We start from the raw sequence: 22,084 nt of genomic DNA, 5'->3' as shown, positions 1-22,084 counted from the left end.
CACTTGGAAAAGCCTTTTACAAAGTCTTGTAAGTAGTGTTTAGAACCTTTTTTATTGTGTATTGTCTCAAGACGATGCTATTCCCACAGGCGTCTCGCCCACAATACTACGTATTATTAATATGTGATTAATTATAATTCTTGTTTTTTAAATATTGAAAGTGATGTGAAGTATGAAACTATGCAAATAATCAATCCAAGTATAGCGTAGCCACCAGTAGCAGATAACACTATTGGATTGCTTGCTGCTTTACTAAATGAACCAGCCTGTACAAAAATAGGCGTAACTATAAAGAACCAAATTGATAAAAATAATACGATAGCAATAATTGAAGTCACAATCATAATCACATTTGAATTTTCTGGGCCATATTTAAATGTGAAAGGGAACATTAACGCATAAGTCCCAACCATACCGATACCAATAAAAGCAGATAAAAGAGTCATCATAATATTTTGAGTTGTTAATAAACATACAATTACGCCTATGATTAAACCTGCTAAAATTAACATTCCATAAAAAGCAAAATATGCTTTAATATAAGCATTTCTATGAGTAGGTAAAGTAGAGATATAATACATCCATTTAGAGTCTTTTTCACGTTTGAGATTATCTGTAACTGGTGACATTAGCATAACCATTGGCATAAAGCAGGTCATCATAGGACTGAAAAAACCAAACATAATACTCATAACTGTTCCTACAATCGCAAATGTGATAAGTGATTTTTTAGATGCATAGAAACTACTTAGTAATAAGCCCTTCATTATTTTTCACCTCTCATAATTAATTTTGTTGCGTCATCGATACTTTGAAGTGATTGAGCGTTAGTCACTCGAGACCAATCATTAATTAATATTTGGTGTTGGCCGTTACGTGTTCTTGAGGCTACTATGATTTCATTTGGAAGTTCTGGGAGTTCATTTTCAGGAGCTTCAAGAATGCCATAGTTATTAAGTAGAGTATGTTTATCTTCATATAAGACAATTTCGCCGTCTTTCATAAAGATAAGTTGGGTAGCTAACTGTTCAATATCTTCTGAGATGTGAGATGAAATTAGGATGCCATTACCGTCTGAAATATAGTCTTCTAACATTTCAATGACTTCTTCACGGCCAGAAACGTCCATGCCGGCTGTCGCTTCATCTAATATTAATAATTTAGAATCGTGTGCTAGGGCAATTGAGAGCGCTGCTTTCATACGCATACCTCTAGAGAAAGTCTTGATTTGAGACGTGGTAGGAAGATCAAATTCTTTGATAGTACTAAAGAATTTCTCGCTATTCCATGTTTTGAAAATGTTCGCAAAAACTTTATCCATATCTTTGATTTCGAGTTTATCTGGGACACGTAAATCATCAAATACGACGCCTATGTGTTCTTTATAATCATGATCTTTGTCAGATACTACTTTATCAAAGAATGAAATTTCTCCAGAATCTTTGAAACGGTTGCCTACTAACGTATTAATTAGCGTTGTTTTACCGGAACCGTTCTTTCCAATTAACCCAATTACTTCGCCAGGTTTTAAAGTGAAAGAAATGTCATTCAAGTTGAAGTTGGATTTCTTATAAGATTTGTTCAGGTGTTGCACTTGCAAAAGATGTTCCATAATAATCCTCTCTTTCTGTAGATAACGTTGAATTTTATTGGATTTTCAATTTGTTACTTTCATCATAGTATAAATTTAGTAATAAATAATTAGGATTTATAAAATTTACGTACTTTTAACATATAACCAAATGTATTGTAGGCAAATAAGATGATTAGAATGCCAATGCCAATAGCTTGGTTGATACCTGTAATGATTGAAAAGATACCTAAGAACATAGCACCTATAATAATTAAGGAAATATTAATGTGATAGACTTTAAACATAGCTTCAAGTGTAATGTGACGCTCGCCTTCATCCATACTTTGTAAAACGCGTTCTGTATATTTAGCTTCGCCTTGTTTAGGCATACGTTCATCATATTTTCTATAAAAGAAACCAAGCATGATTGACGGAATAATCGATAGCATAAATGGCACAATAACTAATAATAAAATAGATGATGGGCCATTACCTAAGGTAATAATAAATACATTTAATAAAGCGACTAATACTGCAATATAATATAATGTGCCAGTTCTCATGAAGGTTAAATTAGCTTTTTGATCATATTGGTCAAGGTTAGCATCATCAGCATTTTCAGTTTTATGTTTGTATTTCAAAGATGTGTTAGAGGTCTTCCAAATCGCAAAGATAAGTCCAATATTAATTAATGAAGCAATAATGGTAACGATAATAGTGAAACTGTATGAAGCGAAATGTAAGCTACCAAAAATGTTGGCATCACTTAACATTCCTATTGAAGCTCCTATAATTCCACCAATAATCCCTCCTATCAGTACATAAAGTAAATATCTGGCTACTTTCATAAATCTCCCTCCTCGAATATAAAGACGTTTTCAACTGGTTCATTAAAAATACGTGCAAGTTTAACTGCGGTTAAGATGGATGGCATGAAATCATTACGTTCAATCAAAGAAACCGTTTGACGCGAAATGCCGGCTTTTTGTGCGAGTTGTGTTTGATTGTAGCCATCGCGAGCACGCAATTCTTTTAGGCGATTTCGCAATTTAATCAACTCCTTAATTCATACGATACAGTATCGTAGTCATTTTGACAAATACATTAGTCAAAAAGACAGTTATTTTTGTCATCAACATATATAAAAGTAGCCTTCGGGTTGTCTGAAGTAAGACGTCCGGAAGGCTAAATCTAGTGTGTTTTACTATTAGAGGAAATCCATTGTGACAGCTCTTCAAGGTTATATTTTGTGTAAATTGATTGTTTAACATCTTCCAAAGTAATAGAAGATAATGTTGTTATTAATGTTTGTTCAATATTATTGAGTGCGTGACTCACAACACATAATTCAGCTTTTTGGCCTTCATTTTCACCTAAAAATGATTTCAATAAATGTTGACTTGAGAAAATCTTATCTCGTCCTTCAATCGCTAAAAAGACATCATAAAATGTGATTTCACTTAAAGGCTTATTGAGAGAAAACCCTCCATTTTTGCCGGGTGCTGAATGAACAAGTCCTTCTTTCGCTAGAGACTTAATAATTTTCTTTAAATAGGAGTCAGATACGTTTAACCGTTCGCTTAACGTTATAGAAGTCATTACATTACGTTTGGGCAGATGATTGAGAATTAATAGAACATAAATGGCTTGTTCCCATCCTTTAGATAATTTCATAAACGTCCACCTGTTTCTTCTTATTTATTCAATTATAAAATATAATATAAAAATTTTATATATTATTATTGAAAATTAAAGGAGGGTATTTATAATGATAATTAAAGACAAAGAATATCTTAATTATCTTTAATTAATGATTTGGAGATGACATCTATGAAATTACAGCAACGTTCTTACTTATCTTTTTATGTGTGTATTATTTTAACCACAATATGCATGGGCTCTTCTTTTCCAACAGGGAAATATTTAATTTCAATTGAACACGTTCCTCCAATGTTACTTGGAGGATGGCGTTTTATTATAGCCGGACTTATTATTATAATTTTTATTTTATTGAAAAGGGGCCTTCAAGAGATACTACCTAAAAGTAACGGTAGTGTTTCTAAAGGGTTTGTATTTGTATTGGTTATTGGCTTATTACAAACGGCTGGAACGATGGGATTATTAAATATTGCGATGGCACTTGGTGTTTCTTCCTCAATATCAGCAGTCTTACTCTTCACAAATCCTCTATGGTTAGCCGTGCTTGCACATTTTTTATTAAACGAACATCTAACGAAGATGAAATGTTTCGCATTGGTATTAGGCGTTACGGGTGTGGCTATTTGTTTAGGATTAGATCGTACGTTATTGGGGTGGGGCGCACTTGTGGCATTACTCGGCTCATTATGTTGGTCATGTAATACAATCGTGACGAAACTTGTTGCATTTGATAAAGGGCCTTGGGTATTAACGGGTTGGCAATTATTATTGTGTGGCATAATCATGTTGTTTATAAGTGTCATCCTAAGGGAGCATTATTCAATCACTTATCTAAATGGATGGGGTTGGCTATGGTTTTGGTGGCTTGTCTTCCCAGCTTCCATAGGTTCATTTGGATTATGGTTTAGTAGTTTGAAAATGCGCGGAGCTACAATTGCGAGTAGTTTTCTATTTTTAGTGCCCTTATTTTCTACCATTTTTTCAATTATAGGTTTAGGCGAACCTTTTACGCTTCACATTATGGTAGGAGGCTTATGCGTTATTATTGCGTTATTTTTCATAAATTACTCGCCACATTCTTCTAATTATTAAGTAAATAAATTTTTAAAAAAACGAATAACTCCACTTAACAGTTCTGGGATAGAAGTCACAATGAGTTCCCAGAACGTTTTTTTATTCTTCTTTGAATTAGGCATACTGTCACTCCTTTAAGGTAACTCTAACACAATAGATTTCCCCTTAAAAATGAGAAGGGATTTAGCATGTGGTTTGAAATTTTTTGAATGTATATATAAATGAAAATGAATAAATATACGACTAACAGAAGTATATTCAAACATCTTAGGCGTAGGTAATACATTTGAAATTATCTTAATTTTAATAAAATGAAAGTTTATGAAAGCTTATGAGATAAGACTTTTTGGGAATAAAAAATATGAACAAACCTCTTCACATGGCATACAATTTTTTGTAATATAGCTATCGTATTGTTTAAAAATGAATAAAAAGGAGGAAGCAATGATGAAGGATAACAGAATGATGTTTTTCATATTCATGCTAGGTACCTTTACAGTGGGCATGGCTGAATATGTTGTGACAGGTTTATTGACACAAATTGCAGGAGATATGAAAGTTTCGATTTCGAGCGCGGGTTTATTGATTAGTGTCTATGCTGTGGGTGTGGCACTCATCGGCCCGTTTATGCGCGTGTTTACAATGAGAGTTCATGCACAACGCTTATTACCTATATTAGTGGCGATATTTATAATAAGTAATGTCATTGGAATGTTAGCACCAAACTTTCCGATATTACTGTTATCCCGATTGCTTTCTGCTTCAATGCATGCGCCGTTCTTTGGTGTGTGTATGAGTGTTGCGGCTGCCGTGGCGCCACGTGGTAAACAGCCTCAAGCGATTGCGTTAGTCCAAGCAGGTTTAACGATTGCGGTTATGCTAGGTGTGCCGTTTGGTTCATTCTTAGGCGGTTTCGCAAACTGGCGCGTTGTTTTCGGTGTAATGATTGGTTTAGCTATCATTACAATGTTAGGTATGATGAAATTTGTCCCTAACGTTACTTTAAGTACGGAAACTAATATTAAAGGTGAATTGAAAGTATTTAAAAATCCACACATTTTAATTATTATGTCTATTATCATTTTTGGATATTCTGGTGTATTTACAACGTATACATTTATGGAACCGATGATTCACAAATTCTCACCATATGGCATCGTAGGTCTTACGTTGTGCCTATTTATGTTCGGTTTAGGTGGCGTAATGGGAAATCTTGTTACAGGTAGCGTACCTGAACCTAAATTAACGAAATTTTTATTCTACACATTTTTATTATTATTCTTAACGATTATTTCATTCGTTACAGCTGTGCATAGTGCGATTTTAGCCATTATTATCTGTTTCTTATTCGGTTTCGGTACATTTGGTACGACGCCATTACTTAACAGTAAGATTATTTTAAGTGCGAAAGAAGCACCGTTATTAGCTAGCACGTTAGCTGCTTCAATCTTTAATGTTGCTAACTTTTTAGGTGCATTGATTGGTTCAATTCTATTATCAATTGGTTTCCCTTATCTAATCATTACGTTCGTATCAGGTGGCATTATTATATTAGGTATTTTACTGAATACGTTAAATCATTTTTATGAAAAGAAAAACATCCAATTTGAAGAATAAAGTAATACCTCTAACATGAGTAGTTGTAAGTACTGATGTTAGAGGTATTTTTAATTAATATACTTAAAATGTGAGTTTTGGTTCATACATCTTATGATCAAAATTATTTTCTGCAAAACCACGTAAGTCATTAATAAAGTTAGCCACATTACGATCTAATCTATCTTTCGTTTTAACAATGATTGTACGGTCGAAATCATTTTTTTCGTAATTGTCATCATAAATTCTCGCAGCTATTGAAAATTTTGAAATGTAATTTTCAAGTGATTCGTAACAATTTAATAAATCACGAATAGGTTGATTTGAATCTTCTTCATGATGGCTCATCGTACCTAATAATTCTTGAATCTGATCATCTAATTTTTCGAAATAATGTTCAATGTCTTCACAATGTTCTAATGTTTGGTGTTTATTATATTTAGCTGTATTTTCAGCTAAATTAACTTTACTAATTTTTGAGGCTTTATAAGCAGTTAAATCAACCATGCTCAAAATATCATTTTTATAATCTTCTCGTTTTTCCTCTTTTTGTTTAGCTATTTGATATCTAATCCCCAAAAATGTTCCAACTAACGCAAATATCCCACCAACAATCGCAGCTAAAAACTCACTCATCCTTTTCAACTCCTAAATAGTTATCGATATTTATATTTTATACTATTTAATTTTATTTTTGTTAAGTTGTTTAAATAGTCACTTCGAAATTTACTACTTGTGGTAGATTATCAAGATTGTGAGTGGTCATATAATCGATTAACACTTGAGCGCCTTCTTCTTGAATATCTTTCACCACGGGAGCTTGGGCGAACATTTCATAATTACCTCCACCAACGGCACGATAATTATTTACGCAAATTGTGTACTTTTGTGTTTCATTTAAAGGTGTGTTTCCAACTTTAATATCTGTTACGCGTTGTCCGATAGGTTGCCCGACGTGAATGGTATAACTGATATCACCGTAGATATCATAGTTAAAGTGTTGTGGCTTTGGATACAAGAACGACTCGTTAATAGTTATTTCATTATTTTCATCTAACGCAAAGTAGCTTGCTGAAAGTTCGAGTGCTTCTTTAATCCCTGCACCTGTTAATTCTAAAACTTGGAAAGTGTTAGGGAATGGATAGTTATTAATAATATCTCGCATAGTCACTTGTGTATTAAAGCCAGCTGCTGAATCGAATAGGGCAGTGCTTGCGATGTCGGCGCCACTTTTCTCTAACAGAATGAGATTAATTAAATTTAGAAGCGGATGAGGTTTTACGCGCGCTTCGAATTTGTCTTCTACTAACATAGGTTCAGGTAGCGTCGTGATGTTTGTATCAAGCCAGTTTTCTAAGTTATTTAAAAGTGAGGCGTCTTCTGGTAAAAGTACAAAATCTGTTTCTGAAGTAACGGGTAGTAAAGCCACTTGTTTATTAGTAATTTGATGTTGATCATTTACTGTTAAGGTAACTTTACCAACTTGTGTTGCACGAGTGCCTGGTTGGATTACAGCTGTATCGTATTTTACTGTGGCGATATCGCGATGTTGATGTCCTGTAATTAGGACATCGATTTGATCGTGAAATTGATTTAGAATCTCTGAGGCTTCGTTCTCGCCTGATAAAGTTTCTGTTGGTTCATTAGTGTCAATGTCTCTTTCGAACCCACCATGATACGACACGACGACGATATCTGCTTTGCTGCGTACGTCAGGTAACAATTGTTCAAGTGTATCCACAGCGCTACGGAATTGTAAGTCTTTGATATGGTTGGGTTGTTCCCAGTTTGGTATGTATTGTGTGGTTAGGCCGATGACGCCGACTGTTAGGCCTGCCTTTTCAAAGAAATGAATGCCGTTACCTGTAAAGGGTTGGTTCTGTGTATCTAAGATGTTGGCGCATAGGACTGGGTGATTAAGCTGGCTGAGTGTGTCTTTAAGGTAGGGAAGTCCGTAATTAAATTCATGATTGCCGATTGTGCCAAAATCGAAGTTGAGTCGGTTGTAAATATCAGTTAATGGGGCACTAGTTTGGCGTTCAGAAACTAAGTAATTGCATAATGGGGCGCCTTGTAGGAAATCACCGTTATCTATTTTAAAGCTAATGTCGTCATGGGAGCGCTCACTTTCGATTAATTGATTGGCTTTCAATAGGCCCATCGGTAATTGCTGGTTGCGTGATGAGAAGTCTGTGGGAAAGATGTAGCCGTGTACGTCGCTTACGATGTAAAAAGAGAGTTGTGTCATTGGTATCGTCCTTTCGTAAAAAAGAGATAAAGAAGGGCGTCGTTTGGGAAGTATGCGCTATCTTCTTATATCTCTTTAGATTGTTTTAAGATTATTGAATTGTGCCTGTGGCTAGTGTTTGATTACCTTGTTTAAGGCGAATATTTGCGCCTGAGATGTTAGTGCTCACTTTGGCTGTAAATGTAAGTGTGGCGTTGCCTTCATTGTCTGTTGTCACGCTTTGAGGTTGGCTATAACCAATGTCCTCATAGTTTTTACCGTCTTGGGTGAAACTAGCTAATTGCATGCCACCATTTTGATAAATCGATAATTTTAGTTGGTCGAGCGTTTTACTTTGTTCCATATTACTTAAATTAACGGTAATTTGGAACGGTTTATTTAGTTGAATATTGTCTGGTAAATGAAATTGCACGTTGCCATTCGTTGTATGGGTAGGTGAAGGACTCTTTGTGTCGCTTCCTTTAGAGCTACCATCATTATTGTTGTCGTGAGTGGCATTTGAATTATCATTTTGGTTGTTAGATGCTTTTGTTGTGCCATAACTGCCTGGTGCAAATGTTGAGCGATCATACCATTTGTAACCTTGTGTTGGTTGAGACCACGGTTCTTTTTGCGGTTCTGTTGAATTTTGTGGTGTTTCGAATGCTAGGGTAGGTGTTGGTTGATCTAATTTAATACCACTTTTTTTCAAGCTCGTTGCATTGTCTACTTTTCCAAACCAATCTGTAATATTTGTTAAAAGTTGGCCGTTGTCTTCTTCTTTAAAGCCATCGTAAGTCTTCTTAGTCTGGCCATTATCTTCACGTTTATACTTCGGCGTGCTATCTTCTACTAGCGATGAGTCACCAATAAAGGCTGCTTTACCTTTGCCGACTTTCGCAATCGCCACATAAGGGCCTTCAGCTACGCCACCGCCATTGTAAATACCTTGGTCTACAGCATGAGACCATTTCTGTTTAGATGACAGATGTTCAGGCGTGTAAATGATGCCTTTCGCTTTCGTTGGATCCGTAATCGCCAATGTTGAGCCAGAATGCATAGATACAGAGTGAATGCCTTGAGTGATGCCGAAACTTTCCGAACTAGGAACAATATTTTGCGTATTTAAATCACCAAGCGCGTTGTATCTGAAACGGATACCGAAGTTGTCAGATAGCCAATCCGAACTTTTCACGCCTTGCATAGCTTGTGAATTCTTCTCATCAGCAGTCATATCTTTCGTCATGTCTTTATAAGCCCCACGGCGATAACCGTTCATGGCCTCTGAAGAATCGATGCGATTTAAATTTCTATCGGCATTGTAATGGTCGGCGATAAAGATAATGTTGCCACCTTTTTTTACATAATGAACCATGGCTTGTTGCTCTTTTTTCTTAAAAGGGATATTGGCTTCAGGAATCACTAATATCTTGCTATTACTTAAAGTCTGGTCATTGATATTATCCTCACCGTCAATTTCTTTTACAGTGTAGCCTTGTTGTCTCATAGAATCAGCGTAATCAGAGAAGCCACCATCCATGACCCAATCCGCAGCGCCAGCAGTTTGTTCATGTGACGCATCGAATAATACAGTTTGTGAATTATTAGTGTTGTTATTTTGTGCAGCGTGACTCACATTTAGTCCTGTTAATGAAATCGTTGAGGCTAATAAAGTTGAACTTAACACTTTAATCAGTTTCATATGTTTTTCTCCTATTATTGAACTATGTGTATGATTTATTAAGACATTTTTCATTTTTGAAAATTAAGAAAAGGCCAGAGTAGCCTACATAGAAAAAGTATAATAAAAATTTTGAAATACAAGAGAATGTTAAGCGAATATTTAAGAAAAGTTTACATTTCATTCACATTATAAATAAATTCTATAAAATTTTCACAAATAATAAATATTATTTAACTTAATGTTGTGATAATCTTATAAATGTCATATAGAATGACAATTTACACTATTTTATACATATCGAACGGGGGCATTACAGTTATGAAGCAAATGAAGTACCTTTTAGTTCTAGCTTTAACAGTTATTATTTTTGCGGCGGCATGTGGAAATAATAGCTCATTAGATAGCAAGAACAAAAGCTCTGACAGCGGGTCAGATTCTGGTAAAGATGGTTACACACCTAAAGAGTTAACAGTTCAATTCGTTCCATCACAAAATGCGGACACACTTGAAGCAAAGGCGAAACCACTTGAAAAATTATTATCTAAAAAATTAGACATTCCAGTAAAAGTATCTGTTTCAACTAACTACAATACAATCGTTGAAGCGATGAAATCTAAAAAAGTAGATGTAGGTTTCTTACCACCAACTGCTTACACTTTAGCACATGATCAAAAAGCGGCTGACTTATTATTACAAGCACAACGTTTTGGTGTTAATGATGACGGTTCAAGTTCAAAAAAACTTGTGAAAGACTATAAATCAGAAATCTTAGTTAAAAAAGATTCTGGTATTAACAGCTTAAAAGACTTAAAAGGTAAAAAAATCGCATTACAAGATGTTACTTCAACAGCAGGTTACACATTCCCTATCTCAACGCTTAAAGAAGAAGCTGGTATTGACGCAACAAAAGATATGAAAATTGTAAATATGAAAGGTCATGACCAAGCAGTCATTTCATTATTAAATGGCGATGTAGATGCAGCTGCAGTATTCCAAGATGCTCGTAACATTGTTAAGAAAGACCAACCAAACGTATTCAAAGATACTAAAATCCTTAAATTAACAGAACCAATTCCTAACGATACAATCTCTGTTCGTCCAGACATGAACAAAGATTTCCAAGAAAAACTTAAAAAAGCATTCAAAGAAATTGCTAAATCTAAAGAAGGTCACAAAATTATCAGTGAAGTGTACTCTCATGAAGGTTACACTGATGCTAAAGATTCAGACTTCGATATCGTAAGAAAATATGAAAAACAAGTTCAAGATATGAAATAATTTGTGAAATTGAGATTGAGTCAGTCACTTCTTAAATAGAGAAGGAAGCAGATTATCTCAGTTTTTAGCGACACTGTAATTAAATAAGTGACAAAGAAAAGCTAAGCCCTCTTTGTGTTGGGCATAGCTTTTCTTTGTAAAATGAAGGGTGTTAAGTAAATGAGTCAAATTGAATTTAAAGATGTTAATAAAGTGTATCCTAATGGGCATGTCGGGTTAAAGGATATTAACTTGAATATCGAAAAGGGAGATTTCGCCGTTATTGTTGGTTTATCAGGGGCAGGTAAATCTACGTTATTAAGATCGGTGAATCGACTTCATGATATTACTTCTGGGGAAATTATCATTGAAGGTAAATCGATTACTAAAGCTAAAGGCAAAGAATTATTAATGATGCGTCGTAATATTGGAATGATTTTCCAACACTTTAACCTTGTGAAACGTTCTTCAGTGTTACGTAACGTATTGAGTGGTCGAGTGGGGTATCATCCTACTTGGAAAATGGTCTTAGGCTTATTCCCAAAAGAAGATAAAGTAAAAGCAATGGATGCGTTGGAACGTGTGAATATCCTAGATAAGTACGATCAACGTTCAGACGAGTTATCAGGGGGACAACAACAACGTATTTCTATCGCGCGTGCGTTGGCACAAGAACCAGCGATTATCTTAGCCGATGAACCAGTTGCGTCATTAGACCCTTTAACAACGAAACAGGTTATGGACGATTTAAAGAAGATTAATGAAGAATTAGGTATTACGATTCTGATTAACTTGCACTTCGTAGATTTAGCACTTGAATATGGAACACGTATCATTGGTTTACGTGCTGGTGAACTTGTTTATGATGGTCCTGCGAGTGAAGCTACAGAAGAGGTATTTAATGAAATTTATGGTCGTAAACTTAAAGATGACGAGAAGCTAGGGGTGGAGTAATATGGCGACACCTACAACGAGTAAATATGATCAATATTTAAACAAGAAATTTTCGCTTAAGACAAGTTTTACGATTTTTCTAGTATTAGCATTAGTCATTTGGAGTTTCTTATATACAGGATTTAGCTTTGGTGACTTAATGGTAGGTTTACCACAAATTGCCTCATTCTTTGGCCAAATGGTACCTCCGGATTGGGGATATTTAAGTACTATTACTAAACCTATGTTAGATACGATTCGCATGGCTATTGTAGGGACATTTTTAGGAGCAATTGTATCTATTCCAATCGCTTTAATCTGTGCTAGCAATATTGTTAAAACGAAATGGATTACGATTCCTGCGCGTTTTATCTTAAATATTGTACGTACGATTCCTGATTTATTATTAGCTGCCATCTTTGTAGCTGTCTTCGGTATCGGCCAAATTCCTGGGGTGTTAGCTTTATTCATTCTAACAATTTGTGTTATCGCCAAATTATTATATGAAGCGCTCGAAACAATTGACCCAGGTCCAATGGAAGCGATGACGGCAGTTGGCGCAAATAAAACAAAGTGGATTATGTTCGGTGTTGTTCCGCAAATACTATCTACGTTCTTCTCATATGTACTCTTCGCATTCGAAATTAACATTCGTGCTTCAGCGGTACTTGGACTCGTAGGTGCAGGTGGTATTGGTTTATTCTACGATTCAACATTAGGCTTATTCCAATATCCAAAAACTGCGATGATTATCCTATTTACATTAGTTATTGTCGTTATTATTGACTATGTAAGTTCGAAAGTGAGGGAACAACTCGCATGACACAAAATGAGCATAAGTTAGAACAAAAGTATCCCGTTAGATCAAAAAAACAAAAGCAAAAATTAATTAAAAATTGGATAATAGCTATCGTCGTTTTAGCAATCATTGTGTGGGGCTTTGCAGGCATGCCTGCGCTCGAGCTAAAATCTAAATCTATCGAAATTTTAAAATCGATATTTAAAGGCTTATTCCATCCCGATTGGGGTTATGTTTACATACCAGCTGGTGAGGACTTATTACGTGGCTTACTTGAAACATTTGCGATTGCTGTCATTGGTACTTTTATTGCAGCAATTATCTGTATACCGTTCGCATTTTTAGGCGCACGTAACTTAGTTAAAGCACGCCCAGTTACTGGCATCACTAAATTTATTTTAAGTGTAATTCGCGTATTCCCTGAAATTGTAATGGCATTGATTTTTATTAAAGCTGTAGGTCCTGGTTCATTTTCTGGGGTTTTAGCGCTTGGCATTCACTCTGTAGGGATGTTAGGTAAATTGTTTGTAGAAGATATTGAACGCTTAGACTTTGCGTCTGTTGAATCTTTAAAAGCAAGCGGTGCGAATAAGACGAAGACATTAGTGTTTGCGGTTATCCCACAAATATTGCCTTCATTCTTATCACTTGTGTTATATCGTTTCGAATTAAACTTACGTTCAGCGTCAATCTTAGGTTTAATTGGCGCAGGCGGTATTGGTACACCATTAATTTTTGCACTACAAACGCGTTCATGGGATCGTGTAGGTATCATTCTAATTGGTTTAGTTATCATGGTAGCCATTGTAGATTTAATTTCTGGTGCTATCCGTAAACGTATTGTGTAATATTGTTGTTTAATTTTGGAAAAGAGGAGCGGAACAGAAATCTTATTTTTGGATGAGATTTCTGTCCGCTCCTTCTTTTTCAATTTTCAATGTTTAAAAATAAATAAAAAGGCAATGATATATTATGTAATTAGATATAATGCATGTGCATGCATGGACAGAAACTTGTAAATTGAAAGGAGTCTTATCATGAAAGTATTAGTTGTAGGCGCAAATGGTGCAGTAGGTCATAAAGTCATTGCACAATTAAAAGATACAGAGCACAGTTCAGTTGCTTTAGTGCGTAAAGAAGAACAAGTCTCAGAATTAGAGAATGTAGGTGCGGATAATGTAGTAATCGGTGACTTAGAAGGTGACATTTCACAAGCATTTGACGGCGTAGATGCAGTTATCTTCGTCGCAGGTTCAGGCGGTAGCACAGACGCAGATAAAACACTATTAGTTGATTTATGGGGCTCTAAAAAAGTAGTCGATGAAGCAAGTAAGCACGGCGTTAAAAAATTAGTACAGCTTAGTGCTACAGATAGTCCTGATCCAGATAAAGAATCTGATGACATGCGTCCATACGCAGTCGCAAAACATATGTCAGACTTCTATATAGAACAATCAGATTTAAACTATACGATTGTTCGTCCAGGACCATTACAAGATGATGAAGGCACAGGTAAAATCAATGCTTCATTATCAATTGAGGGAGATCCAAATAGCTATACTATCCCACGTGATGATGTAGCGACAACATTAATTAATGCATTAGATGTTGAGAAAGTTGATAAACAAGCTGTCTATATCCAATCTGGAGACACTAACGTTAGAACAGCTTTAGAAGAAATTAAATAATGCGTCATAGGTAAAGTTCAAGCCCATATGAGATGGCATATTATCGCTGTCTCACATGGGCTTTATTTTTATTAATGAAAAGTGGAGCGTAGTGTTTCTTCAAACGTAACCTTCACTTCATCGTAGAAGCGATGACCTTTGTCTGTCATCTTAGCATATACCCCACGTTTGTCATCTCCATAACCTTGACGTCTTATCACACCACAATCTTTTGACTCCATTCTAGTCGCAAGGCGTGACATTGCACTTTGACTTAATCCCACCTTATTTTGTAATTCTTTTAATGGTAATTGGTTATCTTCAGCGCAATCCAAATACATTAAGACATAAAATTCTTTCAACGCAAGATTATGGCGTGACATTAAGTCTCGTTCCAGTTGTTTAGAAACGTTGTTATAAGTAGCTGTAAAATCTAGCCATTTACATACTAATTGATCTGCCATATAAATGCCTCACATTTTTCTAGTGTAATACCTGTATTATAACAATAAATAAATTGAAGTAGGGAGTTATTCTTTTAATTTGGAAAATGTGAAAAGAAACTGAAAGGAGAGGTATGAAAATTTCCCAGGAAACTTACAGAGTTGTAATTTTGGGCCTTTTGCCTAAAATTACTGCAAAATATATGTTTTTATATAATTGAGGTGAGTAAGTATGGAAGATTTAAGAAAAAGTTATTATCATAAACAAGCTGATTATTATGGCAATAAAAATGAAAATATAGCATCATCATTAAGTTATTTAAGTGTATTTTTTGCGCCGGTTATATTACCTATTATTATGTGGATTGTAGCTTCACCACCTGTTTCAACACATGCACGAAAAGCATTATTTAATCATATTATGACATGGGTATGTTTCGCATTAGTACCTTTCGCTTTAATGTTCTTTGCTGGAGGAATGAACAGTGCTACAACAAACGCAGACAATTGGTTAGTATTTGGTAGCTGGCTTGGGGCAATTATTTTAGTAATAATCGGAATCTATTTATTTATAGTAAATATCGTTAGAGGGATTAAATTATTATTAGTTTAATTTTAAAAAACAAAAGCTATTACGCTCAGAACTTAGAAAACTGAGGTAATAGCTTTTTCATATGCATAAAAGAAATGTTGTTGCAGTAATAGTAACAGATAATTAGAAAATACAGTTATTGTTTTTTAGTAATGACGCGTTTAAGACTAAGAGAACTTACACCTAAGATAAGCGCTAGTAATCCAACATATAGGGGGGTATGATTGTCAGATTCACCAGACTTAGGTAAAGTTGATTGCGCTGATGCGCCATTTACTTGTTGAGAATGTGATGTTTGTTTACTAAGAGTTGTTGATTGATTAGGTTGAGTCGTAGTTGTTGGATTTGAAACATTATTAGCATTTGATGTAGTTTGTTGTGCTTTTGTGTTTGTTGTAGATTCTTGTTGTTTTTGTTGTGGCATAGATGTTTGGTGGTTTGATTTTTTAACTAAACCTTGTTTTTCGGCATAACCGTTAAAACCGATGTCATTTTCTTCAGCTTTTGATTTAGAAGGGTCTTGTTGTTGATTTGATTGTTTAACTAAACCTTGTTTTTCGGCATGACCATTAAAGCCAATATCATTTTCCTCTGCGTTAGATTTGGAAGGATCTTGTGGTGTTGTTTTAGGTGAATTATTTTCCGGAACATGATTATTTGAAGTAATTGGGTTACCGTTAGCGTCATGGTTAAACTCATTATCTACGTTGTTGTCATTCTGAGCAGTGATAGGATTACCGTCTGCATCATGGTTGAACTCGTTATCTACGTTGTTGTCATTCTGAGCAGTGATAGGATTACCGTCTGCATCATGGTTGAACTCGTTATCTACGTTGTTGTCATCTTGAGCAGTGATTGGGTTGCCGTCTGCATCATGGTTGAACTCATTATCTACGTTGTTGTCATTCTGAGCAGTGATAGGATTACCGTCTGCATCATGGTTGAACTCGTTATCTACGTTGTTATCATCTTGAGCAGTGATTGGGTTACCATCAGCATCATGGTTGAATCCCGCGTCAGTAGTATTCTCTTCTGAATTTTCAGAGGCATTATTACCTACATCATGGTTAAACCCAGGGTCTACGTTGTTATTAGCATCAACATCATGATTGAAACCAGAATCTACGTTGTTATTGCTCTGAGCAGTAATCGGGTTACCATTCGCATCATGATTAAATTGATTATCCGTATCGTTCGTTGCTGCAAATGCATGTCCATGTGACAATAGTACAAGTGAAGAAGTTACAAGTGTTGTGCCAAAAGCATATTTAAAACCTCTTTTAATCAAAAAACTCACTCCTTAGTAATTATCATTCTTCATACATAAAGTTGATAATTTAAAAATTGTAAATATCATACTTATGTATATTTATAAACTAACATATTAAATTAAATACAACCTTAATATTATCTATCAACTAAATGACACTTTTGTCATATCTCAAAAAATACCCATTTTATGGTAATCTTTATTTATAATTTGTGAAATTTAAAGGAGTGAAGTGATGAAGTTTCGTAATGTCACTAAAGAAGATCTGCCAACATTGATTGAATTAGAGAACCAAGGTTTTACGCCTGAAGAAGCGGCTACACCTAAAGCCACTAAAGAACGAATTGCTACAATACCTGACACATTTATAATTGCAGAAGATAACAAGAAAATCGTGGGATATATCAATGGGCCAGTCATCACTCAAAAATATATTACCGATGACTTATTTGAGATCATTAATCCAAACCCAGATATAGGCGGATACTTAAGTGTATTAGGACTAGTCGTTTCTAAATCTCATCAAGAGCAAGGTATAGCAGGCCAACTTTTAAGTCAATTTGAAAATTTAGCGAGACAGCATAGTAGATTAGGCGTGACTTTAACTTGTAGAGAAGAACTTGTGCCATTTTACGAAAAATATGGATATACAAATGAGGGGTTATCAGATTCTCAACACGCTGGAATTAAATGGTACAATTTGGTAAAAGAATTATAATATTTAGGTAAAAAAATGAATATACTTGTAATTATTGTAGTTTGGGTAATTTTAAGTGTTTTCTTTATCTTTTTAGGAATCAATTCAATTTTTAATGGTCTATCAGTCCCATGGTCTAATATCATTTTCTTTTTTATACTTTGGTTAGTATTATCATGTTTAATCATAGTGTTTTTTTATTTACGTCATAAATCGAAAAAAGAAACTCAAAAGTTGTTAGCAACCATGGAAGAGAACCCCACACATTCTTATGATGAAGGAGAATATTTTTATCAAACTCCTTTGATTATTTATGATAATTTTAGAAAACCTATTTTGGGGAACAAACAAATGTCATATAAGCCTTTTTTTAATAATACGTTACAAAAATTAGTTAGCTTATTAGACTTTTTTGCTTTATTTGGTATTAAGTTAACTTCAGAAGAATATAATGTAGTAATTAAACGCATTAAATGGTGGCATCTACGTCCGCATCATAAGGTTTATTTAAATGAACAAGTAGTAGGTATACTTTTTCAGAAGAAACTATTCTCTAAAAAAGGTTTCCAAAAAATGCCTTATCAATTCATAGACAATCAAAAGTATTCTTATGTTTTCGAAAATCCTTTTTTCTCTCAAGAAACAGTTATCAAAAATGATGATAATCAAATCTTATTAAAAGGTAAACGTAGCTTTTTTGATATAGGGAAAAATAATAAAACAAACCAACGTGGCGAAACGCATAATTTGAAAGTGTCAGCACATTATAGCGATTATCCAGAAGAATTATGGATTGCGTTATATATTCAAGTCATGGTTACTCAACAAACTATGAACTAATCAAACAACCTCTTTAGCCGATAATGACTAAAGAGGTTTAAGTTTATTCAAGATTTCAAATATCTACCTTCGAAACATTGCCGTTTTCATCTAATAGGGGCGTAATACCGCCGCCTGTACTTACCCAACTTGCCAAATATTGGATACCTGTTTCTTTGTCGGTTAAAATATAGCATCTAATATTATTTTCAGAACCAGCTTTTTCAACTATAAATCGATTATCTTCGGATTTACCAAACATAACAATTCCTCCTCATAGTTTTATTTATAAATACTATATCTTTATCAACCTTTTGTTAAACTTCTAGGTTGACTCCCATAATAAAATTTAAATGTTTAAAAATAAGCTATTTTAAGTTTAAAAATAAGCTATTTTAATAGGAAGAAAAAATTTAGAATAAAAGTTTTTTTACTGGAAAATTTGTTTTGAATATTAGAAAAATCCTATGTTTAGACATAATTTTATGTGAAAGACAAATAATGAGGTAGTTTAACTAAAAATAATAGTTGCTAATTGTGGCGTGACAAATTTGTTATATCACAAACATTTTAGTATTAATATTCATAAACATGAATGGATAATTTGATGGTTGGAAGTATATGGAGATAAAATTTTACAATCATTTGTTAATTTGTTGTTTTTAATACTCTAAAAATAAGCTTTAAACTTACAAATTGAACGTTATGTAAATTAAAAATTAATAATTGATATTTTATGTTAATGTATAAAAAATAGTATAGTCACATCATTAAATGTTTTGGTTTTTTAATAAATGGTTGAAAACAGTTTGTTAAATATGTTGCTATTTACATATAAATGATAATATAATAATGAAAATTATATCAAATTGTAGAAAATTAATTGGGATTTAATCAAGTAATAAATATTTGGAGATGAGATTATTATGTCTAAAAGAGAAAAAGACTTTAAACGATCCTTTGGTGAAGAAAAAGCTAGAGTTAAGCTTTATAAATCAGGAAAACATTGGGTTAAAGCAGGTATTAAAGAATTCCAACTTTTAAAAATGATTGGGTTACCATTTTTAAATAAAGATGTAGACAATCAAATTGATAATGAAACTACAAAATCTAAAGATTTCAAAAAACAAGCAATGAGAACTACAGGCCTAGTGGGTGGTGCATTCACCTTTGCTATGCTTAATGACCACCATGCTTTCGCAGCATCAGAAACTCCAATGACATCAGAAGTTTCGTCAAATAGTGCAACTGTAGCCAATCAAAACTCAACAGCAATTTCAAAATCGACAACCAACTCTTCTTCAAATATGACAAGTTCTTCGCAAGAACATAGCCAAAATAGTACGGCTTCAACAGAAAGTGAGAATCAATCGTCAAGAGTTACTATTAATGAAGAAAGTCAGATTAAAACTGATTCAACGACAAATTCAACAGAAACAAGCGTTAATTCTACAAGTGATAAAGAAATGTCTACTTCGGAATATAAAGATAGCACGAGTCATGCTTCAACTTCTGAAAGTGACTCATCAACAAGTGAATCTCACCAAAATTCTAATAGTGATAAAACAAGTGCATCTAATGAGAACGAAAAATCAAATACTGAGAACGCCTCAGAAAGTAATAAAGAGAATACGTCTGAGAGCCAAGACAAACAATCAGAAAGTGAAAAATCAACATCAAGTTCAGAACATAAAAACTCTCAATCAACTAAAGATTCTGAAAGTAAAAATGATAACAAGTCATCAAGCTCTTCAGAAAATGAAGAGGATAAAAAAACAAATACATCTAAAGTAGCTAATACTACCCAAAAAGACAAATTATCAAATACTCACGGAATATTAGAACACAAATCAACGGAAACACCTGAATCTGAAGAGAAGAATAATTCATCAACATCAACTTCTGAAAAGAAAAATGAATTAACAAGTTCTACAAGCACAAATAAATCTGAGAAAGTTGATGACAAAGATTCATTAACAACTAAATCTACAAGTACAGCTGAAAGCCAAGCAAACCGAGATATAGGTTCCAATTTATTAGTAAGTGATTCTACAAGCACGTCGACAAGTTTAACACCAAAAAAACTAAGAACTTTTAGTAGATTTGCCTTAGCTGCCAACAACACAAGTGCGACTGTAGCAGAAGTAACAAATAATGACATTGTATCAATCAACAAAGATAACTTTTTAGAACATTTTAATGTCAAAGACTCTGCTACTTATGATTCTAAAACAGGAAAAGTAACTTTAACCCCTGATGAGTTTAATAAAAAAGGTTCAATTACTTTGAACACTAAAATCAATTCAAATAAAAGTTTTCATTTTACAGGAAAAGTTAATCTAGGTAATCGCTATGAAGGATATTCACCAGATGGCGTAACAGGTGGAGATGGTATTGGTTTTGCATTTTCACCAGGCAAAATTGATGATACAGGTAAAGAAGGTGCGGCACTAGGGATAGGTGGTTTGAAAAATGCATTCGGCTTTAAACTTGATACATTCCATAATACTTCCACTCCTAAAGCTGGTTCTCAAGCTGGAGCAGATCCAAGTAATGTAAAAAATGGAGGCGCATTTGGTGCATTTGTTAGTACTAACAGTTCAGGGTATGCCACTACTGAGGCTACAGGAGCAGCTAAATTAAATGTACAACCTACAAATAATTCATTCCAAGATTTTGATATTGACTATAATGGCGATACTAAAGTGATGACAGTTACATATGCTGGACAACAATTCACTCGCAATTTAACAGATTGGTTGAATAGAAATCGTAATGTTAGTAATTATGCGCTTTCCATCACAGCTTCAACAGGAGGCGGTAAAAACTTACAGCAAATTCAATTTGACTCTTTCACATATACTCAAACTGCTTCAACTCAAGTGAGATATGTTGATGTGAATACCGGTAAAGATATTATTCCACCGAAAACTTATGCAGGAGATGTGGATGATACAGTTACATTAGATCCTCAACAAAGCACGTTAAATGGAATGGGTTATAAATATAATAAAGTCGATAGTTCAAATGCACCAAATTATAATAGCGCTAATAATCAAGTTAAATTAACCAATGCAGGACAATCAGTTGTTTATTATTACGAGGATACCCAAGCTCCTACTATTAATATGACTGATCAAAGTAATGAAGTTTTCTCACCTATTACACCAGTAACTGTAAATGCTTCAGATAATAGCGGAATAGCACCGAATGTTAAGATGGATGGTTTACCAGATGGCTTATCTTATGATTCTTCTAAAAATGTAGTAACAGGTACACCACAAAAAATCGGTGATTTTAATGTAACTATTACTGCCACGGATGATAGTAACCATTCAACGACTAAAAATATTAAATGGTCAATCACTCGAAACTCAGCTAGTGACTCTACTTCAACATCAACAAGTAACAGTCTTTCAACAAGTACTGTAAAATCAATAAGTGAAGCAAATAGTCAAAGCGCGTCAACAAGCAAATTAGCAAGCGAAAGCGCGTCAACAAGTAAAGCAGCAAGCGAGAGCGCATCAACAAGTAAAGCAATAAGTGAGAGTCTTTCAGACTCAGCAAGTACAAGTACATCAGACAGTGATTCAGCATCAACAAGTGAGAGTCTTTCAGACTCAGCAAGTACAAGCACATCAGACAGTGAGTCAACATCAACAAGTGAGAGTGATTCCGATTCAGTAAGTGCAAGCACATCAGATAGTGAGTCAGCATCAACAAGTGAGAGTCTTTCAGACTCAGCAAGTGCAAGCACATCAGACAGTGAGTCAACATCAACGAGTGAAAGTGAC

22 protein-coding genes are annotated in these 22,084 nt (G+C 34.3%); 11 read left to right on the top strand and 11 right to left on the bottom strand.

Going from position 1 to position 22,084, the window contains the following annotated elements:
* Nucleotides 1-131 precede the first annotated feature (131 nt).
* The 5 genes from CD127_RS06105 to CD127_RS06085 all read right to left on the bottom strand — a co-directional run bounded on the left by CD127_RS06105 (nucleotide 132) and on the right by CD127_RS06085 (nucleotide 3,247).
* Nucleotides 132-767 carry an ABC-2 transporter permease gene (locus CD127_RS06105; protein ID WP_103366121.1) on the bottom strand — a complete coding sequence of 212 codons (636 nt, stop codon included), beginning with the start codon at nucleotides 765-767 and terminating at the stop codon, nucleotides 132-134.
* Nucleotides 767-1,612: an ABC transporter ATP-binding protein gene (locus tag CD127_RS06100; RefSeq protein ID WP_103366120.1), complete on the bottom strand. Its 846-nt coding sequence runs from the start codon at nucleotides 1,610-1,612 to the stop codon at nucleotides 767-769. Before CD127_RS06100 ends, CD127_RS06105 begins: the two co-directional genes overlap by 1 nt.
* Nucleotides 1,613-1,701: 89 nt before the next feature.
* Nucleotides 1,702-2,421 carry a DUF3169 family protein gene (locus CD127_RS06095; protein WP_103366119.1) on the bottom strand — a complete coding sequence of 240 codons (720 nt, stop codon included), beginning with the start codon at nucleotides 2,419-2,421 and terminating at the stop codon, nucleotides 1,702-1,704.
* On the bottom strand, nucleotides 2,418-2,621 hold the full coding sequence (locus tag CD127_RS06090; protein ID WP_103366118.1) for a helix-turn-helix transcriptional regulator: 204 nt from the start codon (nucleotides 2,619-2,621) through the stop codon (nucleotides 2,418-2,420). The genes CD127_RS06095 and CD127_RS06090 overlap by 4 nt, the downstream gene beginning before the upstream one ends.
* A gap of 143 nt (nucleotides 2,622-2,764) precedes the next feature.
* Entirely contained in the window at nucleotides 2,765-3,247 is a 483-nt protein-coding gene (locus CD127_RS06085) for an RrF2 family transcriptional regulator (protein WP_103366117.1), read from the bottom strand.
* Nucleotides 3,248-3,403: 156 nt separating this feature from the next.
* Here CD127_RS06085 and CD127_RS06080 point away from each other — a divergent pair, with 156 nt between their 5' ends.
* A complete protein-coding gene (locus tag CD127_RS06080) occupies nucleotides 3,404-4,324 on the top strand; it encodes a DMT family transporter (RefSeq protein ID WP_103366116.1) in 921 nt (306 codons plus the stop codon).
* 429 nt (nucleotides 4,325-4,753) lie between these two features.
* Nucleotides 4,754-5,923, top strand: coding sequence for an MFS transporter (locus CD127_RS06075; protein ID WP_103366115.1), 1,170 nt, complete (start codon nucleotides 4,754-4,756; stop codon nucleotides 5,921-5,923).
* Between the two features lie 63 nt (nucleotides 5,924-5,986).
* Here the strand turns inward: CD127_RS06075 and CD127_RS06070 are convergent, their stop codons facing one another.
* From CD127_RS06070 to CD127_RS06060, 3 genes are all read right to left on the bottom strand, one after another.
* Nucleotides 5,987-6,538 (bottom strand): hypothetical protein, encoded by a 552-nt coding sequence (locus CD127_RS06070; RefSeq protein ID WP_103366114.1) that lies wholly within the window; start codon nucleotides 6,536-6,538, stop codon nucleotides 5,987-5,989.
* A gap of 70 nt (nucleotides 6,539-6,608) precedes the next feature.
* On the bottom strand, nucleotides 6,609-8,150 hold the full coding sequence (locus CD127_RS06065; RefSeq protein ID WP_103366113.1) for a bifunctional metallophosphatase/5'-nucleotidase: 1,542 nt from the start codon (nucleotides 8,148-8,150) through the stop codon (nucleotides 6,609-6,611).
* 91 nt (nucleotides 8,151-8,241) lie between these two features.
* Entirely contained in the window at nucleotides 8,242-9,831 is a 1,590-nt protein-coding gene (locus tag CD127_RS06060; protein ID WP_103366112.1) for a DNA-binding protein, read from the bottom strand.
* A 300-nt stretch (nucleotides 9,832-10,131) separates the two neighbouring features.
* Between CD127_RS06060 and CD127_RS06055 the strand changes: the two genes are divergently transcribed.
* The 5 genes from CD127_RS06055 (at nucleotide 10,132) to CD127_RS06035 (ending at nucleotide 14,490) form a co-directional block, all read left to right on the top strand.
* Complete coding sequence (locus CD127_RS06055) at nucleotides 10,132-11,091, top strand: phosphate/phosphite/phosphonate ABC transporter substrate-binding protein (protein WP_103366111.1); 960 nt, start codon at nucleotides 10,132-10,134, stop codon at nucleotides 11,089-11,091.
* Between the two features lie 159 nt (nucleotides 11,092-11,250).
* On the top strand, nucleotides 11,251-12,024 hold the full coding sequence (phnC, locus tag CD127_RS06050; protein WP_103366110.1) for a phosphonate ABC transporter ATP-binding protein: 774 nt from the start codon (nucleotides 11,251-11,253) through the stop codon (nucleotides 12,022-12,024).
* 1 nt (nucleotide 12,025) lies between these two features.
* Entirely contained in the window at nucleotides 12,026-12,826 is an 801-nt protein-coding gene (phnE, locus tag CD127_RS06045; RefSeq protein WP_103298171.1) for a phosphonate ABC transporter, permease protein PhnE, read from the top strand.
* On the top strand, nucleotides 12,823-13,650 hold the full coding sequence (phnE, locus tag CD127_RS06040; protein WP_103366109.1) for a phosphonate ABC transporter, permease protein PhnE: 828 nt from the start codon (nucleotides 12,823-12,825) through the stop codon (nucleotides 13,648-13,650). Before phnE (CD127_RS06045) ends, phnE (CD127_RS06040) begins: the two co-directional genes overlap by 4 nt.
* A gap of 189 nt (nucleotides 13,651-13,839) precedes the next feature.
* Nucleotides 13,840-14,490 carry an SDR family oxidoreductase gene (locus CD127_RS06035; protein WP_103366108.1) on the top strand — a complete coding sequence of 217 codons (651 nt, stop codon included), beginning with the start codon at nucleotides 13,840-13,842 and terminating at the stop codon, nucleotides 14,488-14,490.
* 71 nt (nucleotides 14,491-14,561) lie between these two features.
* Here CD127_RS06035 and CD127_RS06030 read toward each other — a convergent pair whose 3' ends face one another.
* Nucleotides 14,562-14,933 (bottom strand): MarR family winged helix-turn-helix transcriptional regulator, encoded by a 372-nt coding sequence (locus CD127_RS06030; protein ID WP_103366107.1) that lies wholly within the window; start codon nucleotides 14,931-14,933, stop codon nucleotides 14,562-14,564.
* A 211-nt stretch (nucleotides 14,934-15,144) separates the two neighbouring features.
* Between CD127_RS06030 and CD127_RS06025 the strand changes: the two genes are divergently transcribed.
* Entirely contained in the window at nucleotides 15,145-15,525 is a 381-nt protein-coding gene (locus CD127_RS06025; RefSeq protein ID WP_103366106.1) for a magnetosome magnetite crystal formation protein family, read from the top strand.
* Nucleotides 15,526-15,640: 115 nt separating this feature from the next.
* Here the strand turns inward: CD127_RS06025 and CD127_RS06020 are convergent, their stop codons facing one another.
* Nucleotides 15,641-16,792 (bottom strand): LPXTG cell wall anchor domain-containing protein, encoded by a 1,152-nt coding sequence (locus CD127_RS06020; RefSeq protein WP_103366105.1) that lies wholly within the window; start codon nucleotides 16,790-16,792, stop codon nucleotides 15,641-15,643.
* A 217-nt stretch (nucleotides 16,793-17,009) separates the two neighbouring features.
* Between CD127_RS06020 and CD127_RS06015 the strand changes: the two genes are divergently transcribed.
* Both CD127_RS06015 and CD127_RS12570 read left to right on the top strand, forming a co-directional pair.
* The gene (locus tag CD127_RS06015) at nucleotides 17,010-17,492 is read left to right on the top strand and encodes a GNAT family N-acetyltransferase (RefSeq protein ID WP_103366104.1); all 483 of its coding nucleotides are present in this window, start codon (nucleotides 17,010-17,012) and stop codon (nucleotides 17,490-17,492) included.
* Nucleotides 17,493-17,822: 330 nt separating this feature from the next.
* Complete coding sequence (locus tag CD127_RS12570) at nucleotides 17,823-18,311, top strand: hypothetical protein (RefSeq protein WP_135350971.1); 489 nt, start codon at nucleotides 17,823-17,825, stop codon at nucleotides 18,309-18,311.
* A gap of 55 nt (nucleotides 18,312-18,366) precedes the next feature.
* On the opposite strand, the gene CD127_RS06005 is transcribed toward CD127_RS12570, so the two are convergent.
* On the bottom strand, nucleotides 18,367-18,552 hold the full coding sequence (locus CD127_RS06005) for a DUF6440 family protein (RefSeq protein ID WP_103366102.1): 186 nt from the start codon (nucleotides 18,550-18,552) through the stop codon (nucleotides 18,367-18,369).
* A 664-nt stretch (nucleotides 18,553-19,216) separates the two neighbouring features.
* On the opposite strand from CD127_RS06005, the gene CD127_RS06000 reads away from it, so the two are divergent.
* Nucleotides 19,217-22,084 (top strand): lectin-like domain-containing protein (locus CD127_RS06000; RefSeq protein WP_169926753.1); only part of this gene is annotated, 2,868 nt, incomplete at its 3' end.

The sequence above is a fragment of the Staphylococcus petrasii genome, assembly GCF_002902565.1.
GTDB lineage: Bacteria > Bacillota > Bacilli > Staphylococcales > Staphylococcaceae > Staphylococcus > Staphylococcus petrasii.
This window is presented reverse-complemented; position numbering and strand designations above follow the sequence as displayed.

Excerpts from the sequence above, each read along its gene's own strand:
- CD127_RS06105 (WP_103366121.1), bottom strand. The coding sequence starts at position 767 with ATGAAGGGCTTATTACTAAGTAGTTTCTATGCATCTAAAAAATCACTT.
- CD127_RS06100 (WP_103366120.1), bottom strand. The coding sequence starts at position 1,612 with ATGGAACATCTTTTGCAAGTGCAACACCTGAACAAATCTTATAAGAAA.
- CD127_RS06095 (WP_103366119.1), bottom strand. The coding sequence starts at position 2,421 with ATGAAAGTAGCCAGATATTTACTTTATGTACTGATAGGAGGGATTATT.
- CD127_RS06085 (WP_103366117.1), bottom strand. The coding sequence starts at position 3,247 with ATGAAATTATCTAAAGGATGGGAACAAGCCATTTATGTTCTATTAATT.
- CD127_RS06080 (WP_103366116.1), top strand. The coding sequence starts at position 3,404 with ATGAAATTACAGCAACGTTCTTACTTATCTTTTTATGTGTGTATTATT.
- CD127_RS06075 (WP_103366115.1), top strand. The coding sequence starts at position 4,754 with ATGAAGGATAACAGAATGATGTTTTTCATATTCATGCTAGGTACCTTT.
- CD127_RS06070 (WP_103366114.1), bottom strand. The coding sequence starts at position 6,538 with ATGAGTGAGTTTTTAGCTGCGATTGTTGGTGGGATATTTGCGTTAGTT.
- CD127_RS06065 (WP_103366113.1), bottom strand. The coding sequence starts at position 8,150 with ATGACACAACTCTCTTTTTACATCGTAAGCGACGTACACGGCTACATC.
- CD127_RS06060 (WP_103366112.1), bottom strand. The coding sequence starts at position 9,831 with ATGAAACTGATTAAAGTGTTAAGTTCAACTTTATTAGCCTCAACGATT.
- CD127_RS06055 (WP_103366111.1), top strand. The coding sequence starts at position 10,132 with ATGAAGCAAATGAAGTACCTTTTAGTTCTAGCTTTAACAGTTATTATT.
- phnC (WP_103366110.1), top strand. The coding sequence starts at position 11,251 with ATGAGTCAAATTGAATTTAAAGATGTTAATAAAGTGTATCCTAATGGG.
- phnE (WP_103298171.1), top strand. The coding sequence starts at position 12,026 with ATGGCGACACCTACAACGAGTAAATATGATCAATATTTAAACAAGAAA.
- phnE (WP_103366109.1), top strand. The coding sequence starts at position 12,823 with ATGACACAAAATGAGCATAAGTTAGAACAAAAGTATCCCGTTAGATCA.
- CD127_RS06035 (WP_103366108.1), top strand. The coding sequence starts at position 13,840 with ATGAAAGTATTAGTTGTAGGCGCAAATGGTGCAGTAGGTCATAAAGTC.
- CD127_RS06030 (WP_103366107.1), bottom strand. The coding sequence starts at position 14,933 with ATGGCAGATCAATTAGTATGTAAATGGCTAGATTTTACAGCTACTTAT.
- CD127_RS06025 (WP_103366106.1), top strand. The coding sequence starts at position 15,145 with ATGGAAGATTTAAGAAAAAGTTATTATCATAAACAAGCTGATTATTAT.
- CD127_RS06015 (WP_103366104.1), top strand. The coding sequence starts at position 17,010 with ATGAAGTTTCGTAATGTCACTAAAGAAGATCTGCCAACATTGATTGAA.
- CD127_RS12570 (WP_135350971.1), top strand. The coding sequence starts at position 17,823 with ATGTCATATAAGCCTTTTTTTAATAATACGTTACAAAAATTAGTTAGC.
- CD127_RS06005 (WP_103366102.1), bottom strand. The coding sequence starts at position 18,552 with ATGTTTGGTAAATCCGAAGATAATCGATTTATAGTTGAAAAAGCTGGT.